Annotated in this window: 17 protein-coding genes and 1 tRNA gene; 11 read left to right on the top strand and 7 right to left on the bottom strand. The window is 45.6% G+C overall.

Going from position 1 to position 21,237, the window contains the following annotated elements:
- Nucleotides 1–159: 159 nt before the first annotated feature.
- The 3 genes from NC99_RS12460 to tyrS form a co-directional block, all read right to left on the bottom strand.
- Nucleotides 160–1,608, bottom strand: a complete 1,449-nt coding sequence (locus tag NC99_RS12460; protein WP_157624855.1) for an O-antigen ligase family protein — start codon at nt 1,606–1,608, stop codon at nt 160–162.
- Between the two features lie 4 nt (nt 1,609–1,612).
- Nucleotides 1,613–2,566: a GumC domain-containing protein gene (locus NC99_RS12455; RefSeq protein ID WP_053184158.1), complete on the bottom strand. Its 954-nt coding sequence runs from the start codon at nt 2,564–2,566 to the stop codon at nt 1,613–1,615.
- A gap of 77 nt (nt 2,567–2,643) precedes the next feature.
- A complete protein-coding gene (gene tyrS / locus NC99_RS12450) occupies nt 2,644–3,936 on the bottom strand; it encodes a tyrosine--tRNA ligase (RefSeq protein WP_053184156.1) in 1,293 nt (430 codons plus the stop codon).
- A gap of 461 nt (nt 3,937–4,397) precedes the next feature.
- On the opposite strand from tyrS, the gene NC99_RS12445 reads away from it, so the two are divergent.
- A complete protein-coding gene (locus NC99_RS12445; RefSeq protein WP_053184155.1) occupies nt 4,398–5,381 on the top strand; it encodes a hypothetical protein in 984 nt (327 codons plus the stop codon).
- Between the two features lie 31 nt (nt 5,382–5,412).
- Nucleotides 5,413–7,386, top strand: a complete 1,974-nt coding sequence (locus tag NC99_RS12440; RefSeq protein WP_157624853.1) for a BACON domain-containing protein — start codon at nt 5,413–5,415, stop codon at nt 7,384–7,386.
- 211 nt (nt 7,387–7,597) lie between these two features.
- On the opposite strand, the gene NC99_RS12435 is transcribed toward NC99_RS12440, so the two are convergent.
- A tRNA-Met gene (locus NC99_RS12435) sits at nt 7,598–7,671 on the bottom strand.
- A 239-nt stretch (nt 7,672–7,910) separates the two neighbouring features.
- Between NC99_RS12435 and NC99_RS12430 the strand changes: the two genes are divergently transcribed.
- The 9 genes from NC99_RS12430 to NC99_RS12390 all read left to right on the top strand — a co-directional run bounded on the left by NC99_RS12430 (nt 7,911) and on the right by NC99_RS12390 (nt 17,510).
- Entirely contained in the window at nt 7,911–8,288 is a 378-nt protein-coding gene (locus tag NC99_RS12430; RefSeq protein WP_053184250.1) for an START-like domain-containing protein, read from the top strand.
- A 63-nt stretch (nt 8,289–8,351) separates the two neighbouring features.
- Complete coding sequence (locus NC99_RS12425) at nt 8,352–9,833, top strand: LptF/LptG family permease (RefSeq protein ID WP_053184148.1); 1,482 nt, start codon at nt 8,352–8,354, stop codon at nt 9,831–9,833.
- A gap of 1 nt (nt 9,834) precedes the next feature.
- Complete coding sequence (locus tag NC99_RS22480) at nt 9,835–11,040, top strand: glycosyltransferase family 4 protein (RefSeq protein WP_053184146.1); 1,206 nt, start codon at nt 9,835–9,837, stop codon at nt 11,038–11,040.
- Nucleotides 11,033–12,226, top strand: coding sequence for a glycosyltransferase family 2 protein (locus NC99_RS12415; protein WP_053184144.1), 1,194 nt, complete (start codon nt 11,033–11,035; stop codon nt 12,224–12,226). Before NC99_RS22480 ends, NC99_RS12415 begins: the two co-directional genes overlap by 8 nt.
- A gap of 67 nt (nt 12,227–12,293) precedes the next feature.
- Nucleotides 12,294–13,517: a bifunctional 3,4-dihydroxy-2-butanone-4-phosphate synthase/GTP cyclohydrolase II gene (locus tag NC99_RS12410; RefSeq protein WP_053184142.1), complete on the top strand. Its 1,224-nt coding sequence runs from the start codon at nt 12,294–12,296 to the stop codon at nt 13,515–13,517.
- Between the two features lie 7 nt (nt 13,518–13,524).
- Nucleotides 13,525–13,746 carry a DUF5522 domain-containing protein gene (locus tag NC99_RS12405; protein WP_204374986.1) on the top strand — a complete coding sequence of 74 codons (222 nt, stop codon included), beginning with the start codon at nt 13,525–13,527 and terminating at the stop codon, nt 13,744–13,746.
- A gap of 199 nt (nt 13,747–13,945) precedes the next feature.
- Nucleotides 13,946–14,848, top strand: coding sequence for an OmpA/MotB family protein (locus NC99_RS12400; protein ID WP_053184140.1), 903 nt, complete (start codon nt 13,946–13,948; stop codon nt 14,846–14,848).
- Between the two features lie 398 nt (nt 14,849–15,246).
- Entirely contained in the window at nt 15,247–16,536 is a 1,290-nt protein-coding gene (locus NC99_RS12395) for a TlpA family protein disulfide reductase (protein ID WP_053184138.1), read from the top strand.
- A gap of 11 nt (nt 16,537–16,547) precedes the next feature.
- Entirely contained in the window at nt 16,548–17,510 is a 963-nt protein-coding gene (locus tag NC99_RS12390) for a TraB/GumN family protein (RefSeq protein WP_053184136.1), read from the top strand.
- Between the two features lie 49 nt (nt 17,511–17,559).
- Here the strand turns inward: NC99_RS12390 and NC99_RS12385 are convergent, their stop codons facing one another.
- From NC99_RS12385 to NC99_RS12375, 3 genes are read right to left on the bottom strand one after another with little or no spacing between them, the layout of a single operon-like run.
- A complete protein-coding gene (locus NC99_RS12385; protein ID WP_053184134.1) occupies nt 17,560–18,087 on the bottom strand; it encodes an archaemetzincin family Zn-dependent metalloprotease in 528 nt (175 codons plus the stop codon).
- Nucleotides 18,088–18,135: 48 nt separating this feature from the next.
- Nucleotides 18,136–19,476, bottom strand: a complete 1,341-nt coding sequence (locus NC99_RS12380; protein WP_053184133.1) for a sigma-54-dependent transcriptional regulator — start codon at nt 19,474–19,476, stop codon at nt 18,136–18,138.
- Nucleotides 19,477–19,509: 33 nt separating this feature from the next.
- Entirely contained in the window at nt 19,510–21,180 is a 1,671-nt protein-coding gene (locus tag NC99_RS12375; protein ID WP_053184126.1) for an ATP-binding protein, read from the bottom strand.
- Nucleotides 21,181–21,237: the final 57 nt, after the last annotated feature.

Below are 21,237 nucleotides of genomic sequence, written 5' to 3'. Positions count from 1 at the left end.
GATTGTTGCTCGATGAAATTGGACACTTTTGCTTGTGGTCATTTCATCGTCATTCTGTGCCAATGGTTGGACTTTGGGGATTTGGTGCACCATCTGGCGGTTGGACTTTGGAATTTCAAATTGGGATGCTGGATAAAACGTTGCTCCCGCAACACCGGCTTAATCGTCTGAAGCCGGCTGTTCGGATTTGGTGTAAAGATCATAAGCAACAATGATGGCGACAAATGCCCAAAAAGGAACCGAAGCTTTGTCTGTATCCAAAAAATTATTCAAAAAACCATGCACGAGGTAAGTGACGATACCAATAATTGCCGATAAAAGCAGGAGCCGTGCTTCCGGATCGTTGGTGGCCGAATAGGCGTGAATTCCGCGGTACAAAATCAGCGCAGCCAGTACCACAAAGCTCAGCAGGCCTAAAAATCCCGATTCGGCCAGCGGACCCAAATATTCGCTGTGGGCATTGCCGCGGTCAGCCGAATTGGTGCTGATAGTGGTCCGGTGTCGTGTTAACTGGAAAGGCGCGTACTGAAACATGTAAGTTCCGGGCCCCCATCCAAAAACCGGTTTTTCTTCAAACATTCTGATGGCGCAGCTCCATCGGTTTAGCCGTTCCAGGTTCGAAGCATCGCTGGTCACGTTGGTCATGGATGAAATGTGGGTCATCAAATCGGCCGATGATTCCTGGTCGTTGCGCTCCAGAAATTGCAGGATTGGCGCTTGAAATATCCAAACCAAGGCGATGGTCGAAACGGCTGTTACAAACAAAGGCCGGAAGCGAATCTTTAATCGAATCAGCAGCCAGACCGCCGCGCCAACCAGCAAGCTAAGCCAGGCCGCCCGGCTGTACGACAACACCAAGGCTAGGGCAAACAGCACCAGGGCCAAGGCAGCCAGCAAACGATAGCTCATCCGAAGCTTTGGAAACAAGGTGATGCCCAGCAAAAACGGAATAAAGAAAGCCAGCATGGCACCATAGGAGGTGTGGTCTTTATAGAACGGGTTCATTACAAAATGGGCTGCCTGCACGTTGTGAAAACCCAAAGCCAGGTGGCGCGACCAGGCATAAAAGATCACCAAAACGAAAGCACCGCAATAGAGGCCAACAAACCAGTAAATGTTTTTTATATTTCTGAAAAGAAGAATGCCCATCCAATAAAATGCGGTCAGAAACCAGACTTTGGCCAACCAAAATTTTAGCGAAACCAAGGGCATGGTGCTTGTCAGCGACGTGAGTAACATCCATCCCAGGTAAAAATAAAGCGCCAGCGACACCGGGTGTTTCAGCAAGCTTTTGTCGAAGCTGCGGTTTTCGGCCAGCTTAAAAAGAAAAAGCAGCAACAGTCCGAAAAGCAAGGGTTCCGTTGGCAGGTACATGTCGAAGGAAAGGCCTGGCACCAGCTTGTTGAGTGGGAGAGACAGGGGGGTGAAAAAGGCCACGAGCAACAGCAGCCGGTCCATACGAACTAGCGCTGTAAAAACGACTGCTGCCAGCAAAGGCAACAGGTTGATCAGTAGTGTTTCGCGTTGGACAAGAAAATAAAAATTGAGTGCTAGAAATAGAATCGAAACACTGTAGAACAGGATGATTTGAGTCGATCTTCGGAACAAAATCTTATGGTTTTGACGATTGAATTCCTTCGAGCCCCAGAATGGTCAGTACCGCCAGAAACTCAACCGCCAAAAAACTAACCACGACAATCAGCCAGCGGATGGGGTAGGCTTTTTTATCAGCAGGAAACGGTTCTTCAACAACCATGGTGTAAGTCACGTTTTTTTCCGACCTGGCCAATGCCTTGTCGTATCGGCTGGCAATGGTGTCGCGCTGCATTTCCAGGGCCAGCAGCTCTTTTTGAAGTAGAAAAAAACGGCCCCCTTTTTCTTCCAGGTTGGTCATCAGATTCTTAATATCGGCAATGGCACGGCTGTTGGCACCGCCTGCCAGCGCCGACATATAACCCTGAGTCACCTGTTCTGCTTGAATTTCGTAATCGAGCAAGCCATATTCTTTTCTCAGTGGCTCCATTTCGGCCGCAATCGCTTCAATTTCCTTTCGCTTGCGGTTCAAATCTTTCATGAAAAAAGCAGCTTGTTCCCGGGCTTTTTCTCGATTCAGACTGAGTACTTTACGGTTGTAAAAAACAATCAGCGAATCCACCAGGTCGCTGGCCACTTGCGGGTCAGCATCAAGCGCCGTGAGCTCAATCGATTCATATTCCGTTTTTTTACATGCGATCCGGTCATTGTATTCTTTCAGAATTTTGGTACGAAAATGGGCTTCGTCCGGCTTGATGTTGAACCGTTCCTGCAGCTTGAAAGTATGAATGATCTGCCACTTGAGATCGGTCGAATTCAGCACCTCAAGCATTTGCTCACTTTCCGATTCTTCGGAGTAGGTGCTGGTGTTGGTTGGGTAAATCCGTGCCTGCGACTCAAACATGGGCGTGATGAACCAGGGCGATGAGAATAGGGCAGCTCCGACAATGGCAATGGCGCCGATGGTAATCAAGTGCGTTTTCCATTTCCAAATCAGAGCCAGCAGGTTCTGGTTGTCAAAAAAGCTTTTCATAAGCGTTATCGTGTTAGGTCGTAATTCATGAACGGATTTCCCTTCCGATTATTATCAGGTTCCCACCCCTGCAGTTGCTATTCAGCAATTAGCAGGTAGTAATTCTTCTTTCCTTTTTGCACCAAAATATATTGATTACCAATGAGAAAATCGGTATTGACGATTAAATCCTGATCCGTAATTTTTTCCTTGTTGATGCTCAGTCCGTTGCCTTTGATGGTTCGTCGCAATTCGCCTTTCGACGGGAAAACGGCAGCGGTTTCGGCCAGCAAGTCCACCACGTTTATTCCCTTGGCAAGTGCCGCTTTGGAAACCGGAAACTGGGGAACGCCTTCAAAAACCGACAAAAACGTTTGCTCATCCAGCTTGCGCAGGTTTTCGGCTGTTCCGCTGCCAAATAAAATTTGTGAGGCCTCCACAGCCATGTCAAAATCGTCGCGCGAGTGAACCATCACGGTCACTTCTTCGGCCAGCCTTTTTTGTAGTTCGCGTGCATGCGGCGCCTCCCGGTGTTTGGCAACCAGTTCAGCAACTTCAGCCTGGCTTAAGAGGGTGAAAATCTTGATATATTTTTCGGCATCCTCGTCCGATGTATTCAACCAGAACTGGTAAAATTTATAAGGCGAGGTTAGTTTGGCGTCGAGCCACACGTTGCCACTTTCGGTTTTCCCAAACTTGGTTCCATCCGCTTTGGTAATCAACGGGCAGGTCATCGCAAAAGCTTCGCCACTCTCTTTTCGCCTGATGAGCTCGGTGCCGGTGGTAATGTTTCCCCACTGATCGGAACCGCCCATTTGCAGTTTACAGTTTTTGGTCCGGTAGAGGTGAAGAAAATCGGTTCCCTGAACCAATTGGTAGGAGAATTCGGTGAACGACATGCCGGTTTTTGCTTCCTCGCCCAAACGTTTTTTTACGCTGTCTTTCGACATCATGTAATTCACTGTGAGGTGTTTGCCAATGTCGCGAATGAAATCCAAAAAGCTGTATTCCTTCATCCAGTCGTAGTTGTTGACCAACTCAGCCGCATTGGGGGCATCCGAGTCAAAGTCCAGGAAGCGGTTCAACTGTGCTTTCAGGCAATCCTGGTTGTGGCGCAGCGTTGCTTCGTCCAGCAAGTTGCGTTCCTGCGATTTGCCCGAAGGGTCGCCAATCATGCCGGTAGCGCCGCCAACCAAGGCGATGGGCTTGTGTCCGGCCAGCTGAAGGTGCTTCAGCATCATAACGCCAACCAGGTGCCCAATATGTAAAGAGTCAGCCGTTGGGTCAATGCCAACATAAGCTGTGGTCATTTCTTTTTGCAGTTGTTCTTCTGTTCCGGGCATGATGTCGTGAATCATCCCCCGCCAGTTCAATTCTTCAACAAAGTTCATGGGTAAGTATTTTTGATTTTAATTTTTTACAATTGTTGTTTGCTTGTTGCTTCCTGCTCGTTTTTTTGATGAGCTGATTAGCATACCCGACCGGTTCCGACCGCGAAATCTCGGCAAAGATATAAAAATGAACCGTTAAGGGTTTGAAGGTCATCGAAAATATTTGAAGGTATTTCGATCGCACGTTTCTAATCCGTTAAGCTCGAATTTCAGCGAGAACGCCCGTTGGTAGGATTTTTCAACCGAATAAGTAAAGAGCATCTACGTGCAGAAAATGCAAGAATGACAAGGGTGCCGGGGCTCAACTTTTTCAGAAATGGATACAATTCATCGCGTCGCAGAAAAAAATCAAAATAAATATCATTTATAATGTATAATACATTGTTGGAAAGAGAAAAAATACTTTATTTTGAATCGAAGCGCCTAATAGGCGTCAAGAAACCTTAAATCACCTATTTGCAATGAAAAGACTCCTGCCTGTTTTGTTGTTTTTTATGTCATTGGCTGCCACTCACGCACAAGACAAAATTATTACTATCCAAAAAGATACGATTGAATGCCGGATAATTTCAGTTGGTGCCGAGCGGATAAGCTACGAGCAAAAAATTGCTGAAAATTATGTTGCCGGAAAGTCAATTGCCATTGCCGATGTATTGCAATATTTTCGTGCGCAGCATTCGGATGCAGTGCAAGGCATTGTCGGATTGAAAGTCAGCCGGCCAAAACCTGAACGCCGCTATTTGTTGACAGTTCAAGGAGGGTTGGCCCATTCGTTTACCGAATTTGCCGAATCAAAGAACTATATGACTTCGATCGGAATTTCGGTATCGGAGGCCGATGACTACATCGGGAAACTCAAAAACGGGTACCACCTGAACGCGGGTTTTCACTATCTGCTGACAAATTTTCTGGGAGTTGGTGCCGATTATTCTTTTTTCTATTCTGCCTCGGAGGGCGAATTTTTAATCAATGGCTATGGTGGGATGAACCTTCCTGTTTATGCGCAAATGGACTTGAATGAAAAAGTGTTTACCCATTTTGCCGGCCCTTCGGTTTTGTTTCAGCAATTTCCTGACAAGGAGAGAAAACTGAAAATTTCAGAAACGCTGTCGCCGGGTATTGTTATGTTTCGCGGTGAGAGCAGAGGCACTGAATATCAGATGTATTGGGGCGAGGATGGATACTACTACGGTGAACCTCCGCAATATTACGACCAGGCCAATTCGGTAACGAAAAGTACAGCGTTCGGTGTTAAAGGCGGTTTGTCAGTCGAATATTTTGTGGCGCCGCAACTGTCGGCAGGCCTGACGGGGAGCTTTCTCTGGGCGAAACTTCAGAGAATTTCAATGAAAAGTTTGGACTACGATGTGGAAGATCAGAAGCTGGAAAACGCGGTCAGCGTTTCACGGATCGATTACGGGTTTTCTGTTCGCTACAGTTTTTAACCGAATGTTGTACAAATAAAAAATGACCACGATGAAACGGATTTTGAAAAACAGCATCATACTAGCAACCGCCATTTTATTTTTTTCGTGTAGCGATGACTTTGTCAATGAACGCCTCGATCTTTCAGGAGTGGCCGCCTCTGCAATTATCATTTCGCCAGACTGGGACACCGACGACTACCAGTTTGAGTGCGAAGGTGTGGGAAGTGCCGGGTTCAGGATCGACAGCAAACCCGACTGGCTGAGCACAGACAGTCATTCAGGCAACTTTTCAAGTGACGTGGCCTCCATTCGTTGCAGGGCCAACACCGTCGCAGGTTTCTCAAAAACAGGGATCTATGTCGATCAAGTGTTGATCACAGCAAGCGAAAAGCAGTACGCTGTTCCTGTGTATTATATTACCGAAGGAAATCCTTCTGCAGAAATTAACCGGACTTTTGAAATCGATTACAATCACTATTACAGCCAGATGGAAATCTCCAATTCGGGCGATGGTATTTTGCTTTGGGACATTGTGGACATGCCCGAGTGGCTGTCGGTTGACATGAGCCAGTTCAACCTGATGTCGGTTGTGCTGGGCCAAGGAGCAGCTGCCACGATTCCTTTTGTCCTGGATGCTGGCAAAGCAGCTCAAAGCAGCCTTACGGGAACCATTACGCTGCTGACCAACGACAAAAACAATCCGCAAATTGATATTGCCGTTTCGGCCAATTTGGGAACGCCGCGGCTGACAGTTTATTCGTATTATTTACCCGTTGATTTTGGACCGACTGCCTCAGATAAATCACTGAGTATAAACAACAGTGGCAACGGAATCCTGACGTGGAAATTCGAAGGTCTTCCCGATTGGCTGAAAGTATCACCTGAAAACGGGATTTCTTATGGATATTCTGACTATGAAATTATGCTTACCTGCGACCGAAGCAAATTGGCGCCAGGATTAAATTCGGCCACTATTTATGTGAAATCCAACGACCCCACCCAACCATCCTATCCGATATCGGTATTTGCCCGCGCCCCGGGAGACAACGCTAATGTGCGCGAACTGGAAGGAAATTTGGTTGATGCGACCTTTGATCAAAGCACCAATACCTTGTATTACGTGACAAGCCAGCCGAATCAATTGGTGACCTATGACGTAACTTCGAAAGCAGTGTTGCATGAAATTGCCTTGGATAAGGCTCCTACCTGTTTGGCTGTTTCAGAGGATTTTACAAAAGCTGCAGTTGGCCATGGCGGGATGATTAGTGCGATCAACTTGAATGATTATTCGGTTGAAAGAACTTTTGAATATGGCTATACCATTTACGACATGGAGTGGGCAAAAGACGATTGGTTCTGCTATACAAAAGCCGGAACTTACATGAATAATTTACTTTGGATCAACATTTCAAGCTCGGAGACCGCTGAAAGCGATGACAATGAGATGGACGAAGGAACTTATTTGAAGAAAGTGCCCCGGCAGCCCTATGTTATTGCTGCCAGAAGACATTCCAGCCCATCGGGAATCACTGTTTTTGATCTCGATACAAAATTGGAGAAAAGTTATCGCCACCAAAGCATCGGCAGTTATTGGTTTTCTGCTGATGGTCAATTTATGTTTGAATCGAACGGAAATGTTTACAGGACCAACGCGGTGGTTGCTCCTTCAGGATGGAATGTGGAGTATATTGCGCCGATCGGACAACTGCAAGGATCCAGCGCCTGGTCTTATGAAAACACGTTCCCTTGGATTAATCATTGCGATGCGACTCATTCGATTTTCGGAATAAAGAATCAAGATTATCAGACGGTTTCATCTCTAATTTACCAGTTCGAGGATAACGATTACACCCAGGTAAAAACCTATATGTACGATAATTTATATCAGCCCGACGCGCAAACTCCGGCCTATGAAGTAGAAGCGCGTTATGTGTTCTCGAACGGTTCAGGAACCGAATTGTCGGTTTTACGCAAAGGAAAAGACAACAATAACTGGTCGGTAGAGTTCATTTCTGTGGAGTAAAAAAAGGCTGCAGTATGTCGGTGTTTTTACAATCCATTTCCTATTGAAAGTAAAAGCACTGAATTGTTGTTGAAGCTTTTGTCTTTCAGGCATCAACAGACGAATTTGAATTGCCAATCCACTAATCATTTTATGTGCGTACCTGTGTGCAAATTACATGCAAATAAAAAGGAGCTACAAATTCTATCTTTGTAACTCCTTTATTATCAAGTAGCGAGAGGCGGGCTTGAACCGCCGACCTCATGATTATGAATCATGCGCTCTAACCAGCTGAGCTACCTCGCCATTCATTTTTGCGGTTGCAAATATAGTATTTATTTTTTGTCGCCATAAGCCAAACCTAAATTTTTATCGATTCTTAAAACAAAAAATGTGACAAGGCTGTTTGTTCATCCTGTATTCATCGAAGATCCAATGATGAACAGAACAAAAGTACAGGAAAGATTGGAATTTTTACTTGGTGAATTTCCAACGGATTGCTATATTGGAGCAGATTCCCTATATTGCACAAAATGAAAAACCCGATGTCAGAAAAAGCTAAAATTCGACTGGAATATCCAATTAATTGTTCGCCTAAGGTGTTGTTTAACAGGCTGAGTACGGCTTCGGGCTTGGCCGAGTGGTTTGCCGATGATGTTCGGGTGAAAGGCAATCTTTACACCTTTGTTTGGGAAGGAAGCGAACAACAGGCGGAAAAGACACTGCAAAAGGACGATCGGATGGTTCGCTTTAATTGGGTCGATGAAGAAGACAGCTATTTCGAGTTTAGAATTACCAAAGACGAGTTGACAGGCGATGTTTCGCTGATTGTAATTGATTGTTCGGATGAAGACGAAGCTGAAGAGACCTCCGGATTGTGGAATTCGCAGATTGCTGACCTGAAACACATCCTCGGCTGTTAAGTGATTTTAACTTTCTATTTCTCCAAAATAACTTAGCTTTGTATTCGTTTCCAAAAACAGATTATGAAGCGACTGCACCTATTTGTATTAAAAACTTTTTTCGGGCCATTTCTGATGACCTTTTTCATCGTTGTGTTTGTCCTGCTCATGCAGTTTCTGTGGAAATACATCGACGACATGGTTGGCAAAGGACTGGAGTGGAATATTGTGGCCGAACTGCTGCTTTACGCGTCCTTCGCGCTGATTCCCATGGCTTTTCCTCTGGCCATGCTTTTAGCATCGATTATGACTTTTGGCAATCTTGGTGAAAACTACGAGCTGGTGGCCATTAAGGCGTCGGGGATTTCGCTTTTTCGCATTATGCGTCCGCTGATTGTTGTTGCCGTTGCTTTAACCTTCTTTGCTTTTTACTTTTCAAATAATATTTTGCCAAAAACCAATCTTAAGTTTGGCGCTTTGCTCGTGAGTGTCAAGAACCAAAAGCCTGAGATGGTTATTTCCGAGGGCGTTTTTTCAAACGAAATTGACGGCTACAGCATTAAAGTTGATCGCAAAAGCAACAAAAACAACATGCTTTATGGGCTGTTGATTTACGATCACACCGACAACAAAGGCAACACCAACGTCACGGTTGCCGATTCAGGATTCATGAGAATTTCAGAAGACAAAAAGTACATGGTCATGACCCTGTACAACGGACAATCGGCTACCAACATGGATCCAAACAAGCGGGGTAAAGACCGGACGTTTCCATTCCGCCGTGAAACGTTTGGCAAGGAGGTCGTCACAATCTCGTTGGAAGGATTTGACTTCCAGCGAACCGATGAAAACCGAATGCGAAGCCAGTACAAAATGATGAATCTGGATCAGCTGACTCACCAGGAAGACTCCTTTTACACCGACTTTAAGGCCCGGGTCAGGCGTTTTGCCGTTTCGATGACTTATCCCAAACCACTGAACGATGCGGTAAATTTTATGACCCAACCCACCGATTCGCTAAAGAAAGATTATCGCGCAACGCCCGATACGCTGGTGAATTTCGATTCCATCTACCATTCGCTGGAGCCCCATGTTCAGAATGAAGTGATCAGCATGGCCATTAGCCAGGCCCGGTCGAACCACCAAACGATTAATCAGAATCTCCATGAGCTTTACAATCGAAAAACATTCATCAATAAGCTGACCATGGAAAAGCACAAAAAGTTCACTTGGTCGGTGGCCTGTCTTATTTTCTTCTTTATTGGCGCACCCCTTGGGGCTATTATTCGGAAAGGCGGGCTTGGAATGCCGGTTGTTGTTTCCATTCTCATGTTCATTACCTATTACATGGTTTCCATTTCGGGCGAAAAATTTGCTCGCGAAGATCTCTGGAACATGTCTACCGGCATGTGGTTTTCAACCCTGCTCTTTTTGCCACTTGGCATCTTCCTGACCTACAAGTCAGCGAACGATTCAGGTTTGTTAAACCTTGAGACCTACGAACACAACATCAAACGTTTGTTCGGGTTTTTATTCAAAAGAAAAGAAAAAACCGAAACCCATTAGTATGCGAATTCTCCAGGTGTGCAACAAGGTTCCCTGGCCCCCGAAGGATGGCGGTGCCATTGCTACCTTAACCATGTCGAAAGGTTTTACGCTTTTAGGCCACGATGTGCATGTTTTGGCCATGAATACAAAAAAGCACCACATCACCATCGATGAAATTCCGCATGACCTGAAGGAAAGGATGCATTTTGAACTGATTGATGTTTCGGCAAGAATTACAACCATCGGCCTGTTGGGCAACTTGCTGTTTTCAAACTTACCCTACAATGCCAGTCGGTTTATATCCCGTCAGTTTAGCCGGAAACTGGCTGACTTGCTGCAAGCGAAAACCTTCGATCTCATTCAGCTTGAAGGCCTTTATCTTTGCCCCTATATTCCGTTGATTCGCAAACATTCCAAAGCATTGATCTCCTATCGGGCGCACAATGTGGAGCACGAAATATGGGAGCGTACCGCTGCGGTCACGCCGGGCTTCCGGAGTATCTATCTGAAGTTACTCGCTAGTCGGATCAAAAAGTTCGAAATAAGTTACTTAAACAGCTATGATGTTTTGGTTCCGATTACTGACCGGGATGGCGATTTGCTCGACCAACTTGGGAATACCAAACCCCGGCACACCACCCAGACTGGGATTGATTTGGCCACCCTGGTGCCCAAAGCCGGACAGCTCGAATACCCATCGGTTTTTCACCTTGGTGCGCTGGATTGGGCGCCAAACCAGGAAGGATTGCTGTGGTTTTTGGAAAACTGCTGGCCGAAGCTCCAGCAAAAATACCCGCAGCTCAAATTTTTTGTGGCCGGAAGAAATGCACCGGACTGGCTGCAATCGAAACTTCAATATAAAAATGTGGTTTTTTTGGGTGAAATTGAAGATGCCTATGCTTTTATGAATTCCAAAGCCATTATGGTTGCTCCCTTGCTCTCGGGAAGCGGGATGCGGGTGAAGATTATCGAGGGGCTGGCGCTTGGCAAAGCCATTGTGTCAACCGGTATTGGTGCCGAAGGTATTGCTGTTGAAAAGGGCAAACACATCTTGCTGGCCGACGAAGCCGACGAGTTTATTCAGGCGGTGAGCAACTTGATTGAAGACCGCGACCTCTACGACCAACTCTGTAAAAATGCCATCGATTTTATTCACGATAAATTTGACAACCTGGCCATTGCCGAATCGTTAACCGACTTTTATAAGCAATACCTGAATGCTTGAAATTGTCTTTTTGATATTGTTGCTTGTTGTTGTTTACACCTATCCGGGCTATGCTGTCGTGGTGTGGGGATTGGCCAAAATCAAGCAAGCAATTGTTGGGCAGCAAACACTTCCTACGCTGGATGTAGAAGAATTGCCGAAAGTTTGCCTCTTTGTGACGGCTTACAACGAGCTTGAAATTGCCGAACAGAAAGTACAAAACTCCTTCAAGCTAAACTACCCGAAAGACAAAATTCAGCATTTGTGGATCACCGATGGATCGAACGACGGAACCGTTGATTTGCTTAGAAAACACCCCCGATTGCAGGTAGAACACCTTCCGGAACGACAGGGAAAAGCACAGGCCATAAACCGTGGGATGTCATTTGTGAAAGCGCCGTTGGTGGTGTTCTCCGATAGCAACACCCTTATCGCTGAGAATGCCATCCTTGAAATTGTCCGGCAGTTTGAAGATCCAAATACGGGTTGTGTGGCAGGTGAGAAGCGGATTGTTGAAAAAGATCAGGACACAGCGACTGCCTCGGGCGAAGGATTGTATTGGCGGTTGGAGTCGTTTATCAAGCAGATGGATGCCCACCTCCATACAGCTGTGGGCGCAGCCGGCGAACTGTTTGCCATCCGCACCCCGCTTTTCCAAACACTGGAGCCCGACACCGTGCTCGATGATCTGATGATTTCACTTCGCATTGCAGCCAAAGGCCATCGGATTGCCTACGCACCCCAAGCTTATGCCACTGAAACTGCTTCGGCCGGGATCCGCGAAGAGTTCAAGCGTAAAACACGAATCGCAGCCGGCGGCGTTCAAAGCATCGGTCGGTTGGCTCATTTGCTCAATCCCTGGCGCTACGGATGGCTGAGCTTTCAGTTCTTCTCGCATAAAGTACTGCGATGGACCCTTGCGCCATTCGCCCTATTCCTGCTCTTTGTTATCAATTTTTTCATATTGTGCGAGCAGCAAAGTTGGCAGAGCCTGGACGTTTACACCGTTCTCTTTTATATTCAGGCACTGATGTATCTTATCGCGGGTGTCGGGTGGTTGTTCGAGAACAGGAAAATCCGCTTCAAACTCTTTTTTATTCCTTTTTATTTTGTAGCCATGAATTACGCTTCGATTGTTGGAATCGTCCGCTACCTCAAAGGCGGACAATCGGTTGTATGGGAAAAAGCAAAACGCGCGAAGGTGTAATTTGTCATTTGTAAATCGATAATTTTCCGTAGTTTTGCACCTGCATTTTGGAAACCAGATAATTATAATGGACGAGTTCAATTTAAATACGATACCAGAGGCCATTGAAGCCATCAGAAAAGGTGATCTGATTATTGTTGTTGATGATGAAGACCGGGAAAACGAAGGCGACTTTATTGCTGCTGCAGAACTAATTACCCCGGAAAAGGTGAACTTTATGGCTACGCACGGCCGCGGTTTAATCTGTGTGCCGCTGACCGAAAGCCGCTGCGAAGAATTGGAACTGGACCTGATGGTCGGCAAAAATACCTCGTCGCATCAAACCCCTTTTACCGTATCGGTCGATTTAATTGGACACGGCTGTACGACTGGAATTTCGGCCAGTGATCGGGCCAAAACCATACAGGCACTGGCGGATGAAAATACAGATCCGGAAGAACTGGGTCGTCCCGGGCACATCTTTCCCCTGAAAGCCAAAGACCGTGGCGTATTGCGCCGTAGCGGACATACCGAAGCGGCTGTTGATCTGGCGCGTTTGGCCGGAATGAAACCCGCCGGTGTGCTTGTCGAAATTATGAATGAAGATGGAACCATGGCTCGTCTTCCGGAGTTGATGGAGGTGGCAGAAAAATTCAACCTGAAAATCATCACAATCAAAGACCTGATCGCCTATTTGCTGAAAACGGAAAGTTTGATCGACCAGGGCGAAGAGGTGGAGATGCCGACCAAATATGGCGATTTCCGAATCATTCCTTTCCGTCAGAAATCGAACGGAGCCGAGCATGTGGCCCTGATTAAAGGTAGCTGGGAGGACAATGAAGAAATTCTGGTGCGTATGCACTCATCTTGTATGACCGGTGATATTTTCGCATCCTACCGTTGCGAATGTGGCGAGCAGCTGCATAAATCGATGGAGATGATTGAAAAAGCCGGCAAAGGCGTTGTGGTGTACATGATGCAGGAAGGCCGCGGCATTGGCCTGATGAATAAAATTGCCGCCTACAAACTACAAGACGAAGGGCTCGACACCATCGAAGCCAACATCCATCTGGGTTTTCAGGCCGATGAGCGCGACTATGGCGTGGGCGCCCAAATTTTGAGAAATGTGGGTGTACACAAAATGAAACTGCTGACCAATAATCCGGTCAAGCGCGTGGGAATCGAAGGTTACGGTTTGAAAGTCACGGAAATTATTCCGGTTGAAGTGGCTCCCAACGAACACAACCAAAGATACCTTAAGACCAAGCGCGATCGCATGGGACACTTTCTCCAACGATTTAAATACGATTAGTTGAGCGATGGGAATGTTCGATGATTTATTCCTCGACAGCTACGACAATTCCGTGGAAGGTGAAGATTATTACCTGACCCGCGAAGGCTATCGTGTGATGACCGAAAGTTTCCTTGTTAAGCGCGGCTACTGCTGTGCCAACGGCTGCAGGCATTGTCCGTACCATCCCAAAGCCCAAAAGGGAAACCGCCAACTGCGGCCCGATGTGGCTAAAAAATATCAGAAATAAAGTTTCATCTTTGGGTTTCAAGTTTAAAGCTTGAAACAAAGGCACTAACCGTGGTTGATTGACAAAATTACCACTTCAACCCCAGACTGAACTTTTAACAGTATGGTATGTTGATTTTTATCAGTTGGGAGGCGGACTTTCGATTCGACCCGTGAAGGCCATTTGAAGCGTAGTGATATCAAACTTTAATTCACATAAAATGAAAGCAAAAAACCTCATCTTGATGATTAGCGTGTTTGCCTTGCTGGCAAGCTCATGCAAACCATTTTACCAGTGCGGCCAAGCCAAGCCCGAGAAAGATCTTTTTGTGTCGCGGCGGGTAAACGTGCTCCTAGACGAGCGGGATAGCCTTTGCCAAACGCTCGACCTGAGGGAACGCGAAATTGTTTCGCTGAAATCAAACATCTCGGATTTGAATGGCGAAATAGCCGATCTAAATCAAACCATCGAAGACGTGGAGCGCAAGTACAATAACCTGGTTGGGGAGAATCTGTCGCAGTCGGAACAATACAACCGGGCATTGCAGCAAAAATCGAATGAATTGGAAGAAAAAGAAAGGTTGATTGAGGAACGCGAGCGGGCCTTGAACGAACTGCAGCAGGTGATTGCGCGGCAGGATTCGATTACCAACCGGCTGAACAACACTTTGCGAAATGCCTTGCTGGGTTTTCAATCGGATGAATTATCGGTTGAAATCAAAAATGGAAAAGTTTACGTCTCCATGTCCGATAAACTCTTGTTTAAATCGGGCAGTGCCGCCATCGAATCCAAAGGCAAGGAAGCCATTAACCTGTTGGCCGATGTGCTGGACAAGAACCGCGACATTGATATTCTTGTTGAAGGCCATACCGACAGCATTCCCATTCGAACGGCTGTTTACCGCGACAACTGGGACTTAAGCGTGGCCCGTGCGACCTCCATCGTCCGGATTTTGACCGAGGAGCACAACATTGCGCCCACCCGCTTAACCGCATCGGGCAAAGGAGAATATTCGCCCAAGGCATCAAACAGCACTGCCGAAGGCAGAGCCATCAACCGCCGAACCGAAATTATTCTTTCTCCAAAACTGGATGAAATCATGCAGTTGCTGAACGCGAACTAAAGCGAAAGTTAATCCTGAAAACCGGACGGAAACACCAAAAACCAGACGGAAATGGTATTTGACCTGGTTGAATGGCATTTCCGTCTGGTTTTTTCCATTTCCGTGCGGTTGGATCGCTCTTCCGTCTGGTTTTTTCCTTTTCCGTCTGGTCAAATGGCTCTTCCGTCACGTTTTTCCCATTTCCGTGTGGTCTGATCGCTCTTCCGGACGGAATTTCCGGTATCCGCGCCGAATGAGCGGAAGTGTTCAGGTGAGCTTAAAAAACCGCTGACAATTGCTCGCCGTGACAGTATTGTGTTACTGATTATTATTTCTACATTTAACAACAGTTTATCTGGATGATAGGATAACTACTAAAAACTTATAGACAGCCTTAAACGAAAACTAACCTGAACAACATGAAAGTAACAACAACATTGTTCGCACTACTTTTCTTCTTTATTACAACCTACGCACAAGAAAATAATATCAACGAAAAACTTGGTTCAATTGAGCTGCAGCAGATTAAAGATGGTGCTTGCACCGGTTTTAACTTCCTTGAGCAAACCAGTGGCAAAATTACGATCATTGAATTTTGGGAAACCTGGTGTGGTCCCTGTATTGAAGGGATGAGTCATTTAAATGCTTTGAAAAGCAAATTTCCAAATTCATTAAAAATCGTTTGCGTTTCAAGTGACAACTTTGAAAAGACAATTGATTTTATTTCTAAAAATGATTATCCATTCGACTTTATCTATGACAGCGAAAAGAATTTGTCAAAAATATTCCCTCATACGGGTATTCCACATACCATTCTTATCGACAAAAAAGGAATCATTCAGGCTGAAACTTATCCAGGTTATGTAACCGAACAAATCTTGAGTGAATTAAACAACGATAATCCAGTTAATCTGCCAGCAAAAAAGAATTTTGTTCCCTCTGAATTGGGACGGAATGAAAACAAAAGCTCATTGATAACATTCGAATTGCAAAGACATGAGCTTGGTGAACGAAACTATATTGAAACAACCACGAACATGGACACTCCCGTGAAGATTATAAATGGATATTCAGCGGGAATGTATTATGACACGCTTGAAACAATCAATGGGTGTATAATCGCCGGAAAAAACGCATTGCAAATTTATCAGTACGCCTACAACAATATTCCAATATCTCGTTTTTCATATGATAGCGACTTGAGCTATTTGGACTCGCATTTGCCAAATCACCTCTACAAAATGAATTTTTCATGTTCAAGTCTATTGGGCAATTATCAAACGATCTTAATTAACCAATTAAACAGTGTTTTTGGATTGGAAACAAAGATCATCGAAAAGGAGGTCGAAATTCTTATTTTAGATTCAATCGACACAAACAACGAAGCTTGCAACGAGTCAAGCGGCAACGTCCAAAGTCAGACGTTTCAGTACAGTTACAAAGATTATATTCTCAGCGGATCTGGTATTAGTGTGTCAGCCATTCTCAAAAGCATAGAGGATAAGATCGGTATGCCTGTCGAAAGCAAGCTCGAAGAACCTACCCTTTTCGATTTAAATATCGCGATTAAAGATGAAGAAAATCAGGATGTTAATGTTTGGCTTAATCATTTCAAGAAGAATGGACTAATACTAAGACAGGACAAAAAGCTTATCCGGTTTGTTAAAATTGAAAAGGCGGCTCATAATACCGTTCTTTCCGATATGTAAAAGCCTTGATTATGAATTTTCCTTTTTTGAAATCAATATTTGGCCTGCTGACGCTGATTATATTTTGTTGTTGCGGCAGTGATAAGAACACTGACGGAGGTTTATTGTGGCGGATAACTGGAAACGGACTACAAGAACCATCGTACTTGTTTGGCACAAACCATGGGATGAGTGGTGACTTTTTGAACCAGGTTCCTCATTTTTTTGAAGTTCTTGATTCGGTAAAGCAACTGGCTGTTGAATCTGACCCGGCAACACCGGGAAGACTGGATTTAATCAAACCCGTAAATAAGTATTTGTCGCCCCAATTTTCGTATCGTGATTTGTTGAATGAAGATGAGATCGCCGTTTTGGACACTTTGCTTTCGCGTTATGCGAAAGTTGATTCTGAGAAAATAAACTCAGCTCCTTTCCATCTTTTAATCAATCTGCAAATGGGAATTACCCGAAACGAATCCCTTAAATGGGCGGAAGTAAATCCGTATTTGCGCATGGTAGATTTCAGCAGAAACATCGATTCGAGAATATTGAAAATTGCCAAATTCAGATCTTATCCAATTGTTGAACTGGATTCGGAGGAAGAAATGGACCGGCTGGGACTAAGGGATTGGAGCATTCTGTTTTCTTCGGATGACTTGCAAGTTCAAGCAAAAGAAGTAATACGAGCTTTGGTTGATCTGGAAAAGGACTCGCTAATAGCAATTACAAAAAAAGGGCAGGAGGCCTATTATGCACAGGATCTAAATTCAACTGGTCAGTGGAGTACCCATCCGAAACTTTTGAAAGACAAAAAAGCGGAGGAGATTTATTACAACATGTGCACCGCTAGAAATATCTTTTGGATAGAACGGATTGTATCTGCAATCGAGCAACAACCAACGATGATCGCCGTTGGAGTTGGCCATTTGCCTGGTGAAAAAGGAGTGATCAATCTTTTAAGAGATCAAGGCTTCACTGTTCAACCAGTAGAATAAGATCAGAATGATTAGAAAAGACAGATAAAATCCCGAAAGCTGAGATTCTTTACCCCAACTCTTTTTTACATTTCGCGCAAAACGACCAGCTTTTTTGGTCAATATCTTCCACGTAGGTGCTGGATCGCATGACACAAGTGGGGTTTGGGCAGTGAATCAGTCCGAAGGCGTGCCCCAACTCGTGAATAACTTCCTTGCACAGGCGGTCAATAAACACACGTTCATCGGGCTTAAGTCCGTAGCGTTCGTTATACAGCCGGTAGGCCGAAGCAATGCCACAGCGCCCGTTTAAAAATGCCTGTCCAAAAATAAAGGTCAGAATAGGAATGTAGAGGTCGACATTGAATAGCGCCAGGGTTTTCACCCGGTCCGAAGCAAACTGCTTGTCAATATCGCGCAACAGGAGGTTGCCATTGTATTGCCGACGTGCGGGATCAAAATATTCGCTCAGGTCAAGATGGCCCTCCTCGATCACCACCGGAACCCGGAATTCGCGTTCCACATCGTACATGATCTCACCGAGAAATCGTTTCTCGAAATATCCAAATGAGATTAAGGTGATGTTTTCCGGCTTCATGCGCGACGCGGTTTAATGAATGGTTCGGGTGCGATCAAGTTTTCCGGTTTATTTCGTTTGCTTCAACTGGTATTTTTTGATCTTGTTGTACAGGGTAACACGGTCAACTTTGAGCGCTTTGGCCGAAGCTGAAATGTTCCAGTTGTATTTATTCAAAATTTGCAGCACGTGATGTTTTTCCAGCTCATCCAGGCTTTCAAAGGCCGGCATGGCTTCCGACTTTTCAATCGGCAGATCTTTCAAGGTGATTTTTTTGCCGTTTCCAACCACAATGGCCCGTTCGATCATGTTTTCCAATTCGCGGATGTTTCCCGGGAACGGAAACTCTTCCAACCTTTTTAAGGCTGCCGGATCGATCGTCATGATGGGCCGGTTCATGGTGGTGCAGTATTTTTTTATGAAGTAGTCGACCAGCAGCGGAATATCTTCGGTACGTTCACGCAGGGGCGGCACCTGGATGTTCACCACATTGAGCCGATAGTAGAGGTCTTCGCGAAACACGCCGTTGTCGACCATTGCCTTGAGGTCGCGGTTGGTGGCGCAGATCACCCGAAAGTCGGATTTGATTTCCTTGTTTCCGCCAACCCGAACAAAACTTTTGCTTTCGAGCACCCGCAATAGCTCCACCTGCATTTTGGAGGAGATGGTCGCAATTTCGTCGAGGAAAATGGTTCCGCTATCGGCCATTTCGAACCGACCTTTGCGATTATACACCGCACCGGTAAAGGCGCCTTTTTCGTGGCCAAACAGTTCGCTTTCGAGCAAGCTTTCGGACAAAGCGCCGCAATGCACACTCACCAGCGGAAAGTAGCGGCGGGGCGAGTTGGCATGAATGGCGCGCGCCACCAGCTCCTTGCCGGTTCCACTTTCGCCGGTAATAATCACCGAAGCGTTGGACTGGGCCACGCTTTCAACTTCGCGAAGCACCTGCATCATGGCTTCGCTTTCGCCAATCAGATCTTCCACATTTTCCAACGAAACTACTTTATCCTTCAGCACTTCGTTTTCGTCCATCAGCGAAATTTGTTTCGACGCATTGCGAATCAGGTGCGACAGGTCATCCGGATCAAAAGGTTTGGTGACATAATCGAATGCCCCATCCTTCAGCGCCTGAACGGCCGTTTCGACTGTTGCAAAAGCCGTCATCATAATTACAATGGCATCTTTCTGAATGGTTTTAATGCGTTTCAGCATTTCCAAGCCATCCATTCCGGGCATCTTGATATCGGCCAGCACAATGTCGAAACTTTCAGCTTCGAGAATAGATAAAGCTTTTTTGGCATCTTCGGCACAATCAACATGGTAACCGTCTTCGATAAACCAATTGAACAAGGAATCCCGAACCGATCGTTCATCGTCAACAACTAATATGGAGATTTTCTTTGTCATGGCTCATTTTCATTAAGTTCCGTATAAATTATTTCATGTTTTTATTAGCGGCAGGGTGATAGCCATGGTCGTGCCGGCTCCCTGTTCTGACTTTGCTTCGATCTTTCCTTTGTGATTTTGAACGATGCCATGTACAATGGACAAGCCCAGTCCAATTCCGCTGGCCTTTTCCTTGGTCGAAAAGAATGGTTCGAAAACGTAGGGCAGATCCGCTTCATCAATCCCCACTCCATTGTCAATCACTTCAATCCGAACGTGTTCATCCTCGGAATTTAGTGTGCGGAAGGTAATTTCGCCATTTTCGGTCACTGCCTCCGATGCATTCACCAACAGGGCAATGCAGGCTTGTTTGATTTGGTTGGGACTACACGAAATCAAATCTCTTTTTGCTGAAAAGTCGCATAAAAAGTGGATGTTGGCAATTTTCATCGGGTGCGACATCAGCTCGGCAGTGTCGTGCAAAATTTCATGCAGATGCTTCGGCTCAAATCCTTCCTGGTCTTTTTTCGAGAAATCCAGCAAGCCTTTCACAATGTCGCCGCAACGTTTGGTTTCGCTTTCAATCAATTTCAAATGCTTCAGCATCACTTCAACCTTCTCCGGCTCCAGATCAGGTTTACTCAGCTGTTTATGGATCAACTTCGTATAAACCAAAATGCCCGATAGGGGATTGTTAATTTCGTGCGCTACCGACAGCGACAATTTACCAAGCGATGCGATCCGCTCAATATTAATCAATTCATTCTGGGCCTGTCCCAGCTCTTCCGATTTCTTCTGCACCTTGTATTCGAGCTGTTGCGACCAGTTTTGAAGTTCGAGGGTAGCCGTATGCAAATTGTCCAACATTTCGTTGAAAGCGTAGGAAACCATACGCATGTCGGAAAGTTGGTTCGGTTTGATTCTGAGTCGGGTGTTTTTATCACCTTTGGCAACCGCCTCGGCAGCCAGAATGATTTCGTTGAGCGGATTTTTAATTTTTTTGTTGGTGAAAAGCACTAAAAAGCCAATGAGCAAAACCGTCATCAGGGCAGCCATCAAAAAGAAGTCGGTGGTTGATTCCTGTAAGGCACTGTCCAGTTTTTCAAGCGGCATTTTAATGATCAATGAACCCAGCACTTTTTCGTCGGGACTATGGGCATGGCAGGCGGCTGTGTAGCACGAAGGATTATTCAGAATGGGCGACTTGATCATCAGGTTGCGGATGCTGTCGTTATCCGGATTCATGATACATTCGCTTTTGGCTTCGATAATCCGGTAGGATTTTTCTTCGCGCGAAAACATCTGCTCAAAATCCTCGTGACAGCTGGCACAGTCCGGGTCGCTGTGATTGGATGAGTGGGCTGAAATGGAGGTGTACGCCAGGTTGTTGTTGTTATCATACATGCTCACATTGTCGATGCCCGACATCGAGTTGATCAAGTCCAGGGTTCGTTGCAGTGAGGCCTGATCGTTTTTCAGCATGGCATCGTACAATGCTCCTTCAACCAGGTAGCCAATGTTGTTGCCGTTTTCGCTAATCACCGATTTCATGTAGTTCTCATTCACCGACCGGAAAATGATTCCAAAGGAGACAAACAGCACAAGCGAAGCGATGGTGATGACAAAAATAACACGCCCGTAGATGGACGACCGGAACTTGACATAGCCGTTGACAATGGGCGTTCCAATGCGGTTTTTCTTTTTTATTCTCTTATACCAAGGCATGGTGACAGGCAAAAAGTTAGTTACTACGGACGAAGTTAATTTTTATAATTGAAATCG

The organism is Sunxiuqinia dokdonensis (assembly GCF_001270965.1).
GTDB classification, from domain to species: domain Bacteria; phylum Bacteroidota; class Bacteroidia; order Bacteroidales; family Prolixibacteraceae; genus Sunxiuqinia; species Sunxiuqinia dokdonensis.
Note: the sequence above shows the minus strand (reverse complement) of the source record. Positions and strands in the feature narration are given on the sequence as shown.